Source organism: Teichococcus aerophilus (assembly GCF_014490485.1).
In the GTDB taxonomy this organism is placed as follows: Bacteria; Pseudomonadota; Alphaproteobacteria; order Acetobacterales; family Acetobacteraceae; genus Pseudoroseomonas; species Pseudoroseomonas aerophila.
This window is the reverse complement of record NZ_JACTVA010000114.1, coordinates 1-3,650: the sequence shown is the minus strand read 5'-3', so window position 1 is coordinate 3,650 and position 3,650 is coordinate 1. Positions and strand designations below refer to the sequence as shown.

Genomic DNA, 3,650 nt, shown 5'->3' with positions numbered 1-3,650 from the left:
GTGTCGGCCAAGGCGGCCATCGCGTTGCGCCGGGCGGCGGCCGCGGGCGGCCTGCCGCCGGCGCGGCGGCGGCTGTTGTGGGAGGCAGGCTGGCGGGCCTGGAGCATCGTCGGCGCGCGGCAGCCGGAGCTGGCGGCGCAGGCGCAGTTCGAGCAGGCGGTATTTTCCTACCGGCTCGGCCATATGCACCGTGCGGCGCAGGAACTGGCGCCGCTGCTGGAGGATGCGCAGGCGGCCGCCAAGGTGTGGTTGCTCTATAGCCGCGTGCTGATCGCGCTCAACATGATCCCGGAAGCCCAGGCGGCGACCGAGCGGGTGGCGGCGCTGGATCCCGCTCAGCAATCGGTGGCCTATCACCGCCAGGTACTGCCGGGCCTGCTGGCACCGGCGGTGCGGCGGGCGGCGCCGGGCGGGCTGCTGGTGGCCGTGGGCGGCGGGCTGGGCAACATGCTGCATACCGGGCCGCTGATCGCCAACCTGGCGCGGCGTACCGGGCGGCCGGTGGAGGTCGCGGTGGCAGAGGAGCAGCCGGGGCGGCTGTTCCTGTTCAACGACCCGCGCTTCGTTTCCGCCTGCCATACGCTGGGCCAAGCGGTACTGGCCCGGCGCTACGACACTGTGCTGGTAACCAATTGCTTCGGCGACCTGCCGGTGGCCTTCGATGCCGGCCGCGTCGCCCGCTCGCTGGACTGGGACCGCTTCAGCCCGACGCACAGGCTGCATGAGGCGGTCTTCAACCTGGAGGCCGCGCGGGTGCTGCTGGGGGTGTCGCACGCGCCGGAGGATGCCATGCGCTACTTCGTGGCGGAGGTGCCGCCGCCGGCCGGGACGGGGCGGCGGATCGGCCTGCATGCCGGTTCCAAGGGCGGCTACTGGGTGGCCAAGCGGTGGCCGTTCTTCCCGGCCCTGGCGGCGGCGCTGCAGGCGCGCGGCTTTGAGGTGGCCAGTTTCGGCGGCCCTGGCGAGCACGTGCCCGGGACGCTGGACCTGACCGGCGGCAGCCTGCGGCAGATGGCCGAGGGTTTGGCCACCTGCCGCTACGTCGTCAGCAATGACAGCGGGGTGATGAACCTGGCCCATGCGCTGGGCCTGCCCCTGACGGCGCTGTTCGGCCCGACCGATGCGCGGACGCGTGGCCCGCTGCGGCCAGGGGCCACTGCCCTGGCCGCGCCGAACCCGTGCGAGGCGACGCCGGAGGGCCAACGGCGGCTGCGGGAGGGGGGCTGCGACTGTATCGCCAGCCTTTCGCTCGACCGTGTTCTGGGGCATGTGCTGGCGGAGCTGGCGGCCCCGGCCCACCTTGCCGGGCCGCGTGAGACCGGGAGTGTCTGAATGGTAGCGGATGTGGTGGTCCCCATCTCCATAGGCGAGCTGGTCGACAAGCTGACCATCCTGGAGCTGAAGCGCGACCGCATCCAGGACGCCGGGAAACGGGCCGAGGTGCTGGAGGAGCTGGGCGCGCTGGAGCGGATCTTCGCCCCCATCCTGGCCGCTGCGCCGCCCGAGGCGGCGGAGATGGTGGGGCGGTTGCGGGCGGTGAACGGAACGCTCTGGACCATCGAGGACGATATCCGCGACTGCGAGCGGCGGCAGGATTTCGGCGCCGACTTCGTCCGCCTGGCACGGTCGGTCTACATCACCAATGACGAGCGGGCGGCGCTGAAGCGGTCCCTGAGCCTGTTGCTGGGCTCGCGCTTCGCCGAGGTGAAATCCTATGCGCCCTATGCCTGAGGCGCGGCCGGCCAGCCGGACCCGCTGATGGAGGACCGCGCCGAGCTGCTGCGCCAGCGGGACGAGGCCCGGGCGGCGCGCGACGAGGCCCGCCGCCAGCGTGACGCGGCGAGGGATGCCCCGGCCCGGCCTGGCTTCACCACGCTGGATGCCTTTGCGCGGGAGGAGGGGCGCGCGCGGCTGCGGCCGGCCCTGCTGGCGCGCCAGGCGGCCGGAGAGGCGTTGCGGGCGCAGGACATAGAGATGCTGCTGCCGCGCTTCCGCCCGGCGCTGCTGAACCGCCCGGCCTCGCTGACGCCGCCGCCGCCGGGCTTGGTGCTGGCCACCGTGGCCAATGCGGCCTTCCTGCCGGGGCTGGAGGCGCTGTTGCTCTCGCTGCGCCAGACCTATCCGGGGCTGGACAACCCCTTCCACGTCTTTGCCGATGCCTCGCTGGACGCGGTGGCCGGGCGGTGGCTGCGGCGCCTCTATCCCGGCTTGCAACTGCACCGGCTGGCGCTGGATGGCTTCGCCCGGATGCCGGCGCAATCGTCGAACCAGCGCCGGATCGGGCCCATCGCCTATCTGGGCAGCGAGGCGCTGGGGCTGGCCGGGGCCGAGCGGGTGCTGTTGCTGGACGCCGATCTGCTGGTGACCGGCGGGCTGGCGCCGCTGTGGCAAGGGGAGGGCGTGATCGCCTGCGCCGATTGCGGCGAGCGTGAGTTCGGCGTCATCTCGCCTGTAACCGGGCGGCCGGTGGTCAATAGCGGCGTGCTCAGCCTGCCGGGGGCGATGCTGGGCGCGGCGGCCAAGGCGCGCTGGCTGCAACTGGCTTCGGGTGGCACGCCGCCTTGCCCGGTGCTGGACCGCTTTGCCGACCAGCGGGTGTGGAACCACTTCCTGCGCGACCATTCGGTGACGCTGGCGCCGGTCAATTTCAACTGCAACGCCAAGCTGGCCGCCAAGTCCCTCGGCGGACGGCTGGAGGCGGTGTCCATCCTACACTTCACCGGTGCCAAGCCCTGGATGCGGCCGGAGCCGGAGCAGACCGCCATGGAGCGTTGGTGGAGCGATGCGGCGCGCGGGCTGCTGTGGCGGCACCGGGCCGACGCCTATGATGCCTGGGCCCCGGCGCGCCGGGCGGCGCCCTTCCCGGCGGACTCCACCGTGGCCTGGATACAGGCCGGGCCCTGTGCCGGGGCGCCGCCGCCGGGCGCCGCGGTATTCCGCGCGGCCTCCACACTGGAGGAGCCGGGGCCGGTACCGCAGCATGTGGTGCTGGACGTGGCAACCGGCGCCGGCCCGGCCCGGCTGCCGGATGGCTGGGCGGAACGGCTGTGGGCGCTGCGGCCCCGGCCGGTGCTGTGGGCGCCTTTCCGGCTGCGGGAAGCATTGGAGGAAGCCAATGCGCCGGCGGCCTTCGAGATCAACTTCCTCTTGCTGGAACAGCCCTTCGCCGCAAGCCTGGACCACAGTGGTGCCTGGACGGGACCGGATGGCTTCCTGCCGGAGGGACCCTCGGTCGTCCTGGGCCTGGCGTGTGCGGCGGCGCAGGCGATGGGCTACCCGACGGTGGTCCTGGCCGGGCTGGCGGAGCAGAGGGAGGAGCGGTTCCGCTTCGCCCTGGATGCGATGCGGGACGGGATTTCATCCTGTGATATTTTGTTGACGCTCTCTTAAAGTCTTTGCCCATTTCGCAACTGCGAAGAGTATGCAAGATAGTGTGAGCGAAGCAGACTGAGGCTGGGCCGTAACCTGGCTGGGCCATCATCGGGCAAGGTAGATGTTATGAAAATCGTCATGATTGGTGGGGGCTATGTCGGCCTCGTCTCCGGTGCCTGCTTTGCGGAGTTCGGCGTCGATGTGTGCATCGTCGACACGGACCCGGCAAAGATCGAGGCGCTGCGCGAAGGCCGCATCCCCATCTACGAGCCCGGCCT

General features: G+C 71.7%; 4 protein-coding genes. All 4 read left to right on the top strand.

The genetic code is table 11. The annotated features are described in order from the left end of the window. Positions 1 to 1,332 (top strand): glycosyltransferase family 9 protein (locus IBL26_RS25265; RefSeq protein WP_187787259.1); only part of this gene is annotated, 1,332 nt, incomplete at its 5' end. Then, the gene (locus IBL26_RS25260; RefSeq protein ID WP_187787258.1) at positions 1,333 to 1,731 is read left to right on the top strand and encodes a hypothetical protein; all 399 of its coding nucleotides are present in this window, start codon (positions 1,333 to 1,335) and stop codon (positions 1,729 to 1,731) included. A 27-nt stretch (positions 1,732 to 1,758) separates the two neighbouring features. Beyond that, positions 1,759 to 3,390, top strand: a complete 1,632-nt coding sequence (locus IBL26_RS25255) for a hypothetical protein (RefSeq protein WP_187787257.1) — start codon at positions 1,759 to 1,761, stop codon at positions 3,388 to 3,390. A gap of 108 nt (positions 3,391 to 3,498) precedes the next feature. Continuing rightward, a partial coding sequence (locus tag IBL26_RS25250) for an NAD-binding protein (protein WP_367615510.1) occupies positions 3,499 to 3,650 on the top strand: 152 nt, incomplete at its 3' end.

Bases quoted from the DNA above. Each gene is read 5' to 3' on its own strand.
- IBL26_RS25260 (WP_187787258.1), top strand. From the start codon at position 1,333: ATGGTAGCGGATGTGGTGGTCCCCATCTCCATAGGCGAGCTGGTCGAC.
- IBL26_RS25255 (WP_187787257.1), top strand. From the start codon at position 1,759: ATGGAGGACCGCGCCGAGCTGCTGCGCCAGCGGGACGAGGCCCGGGCG.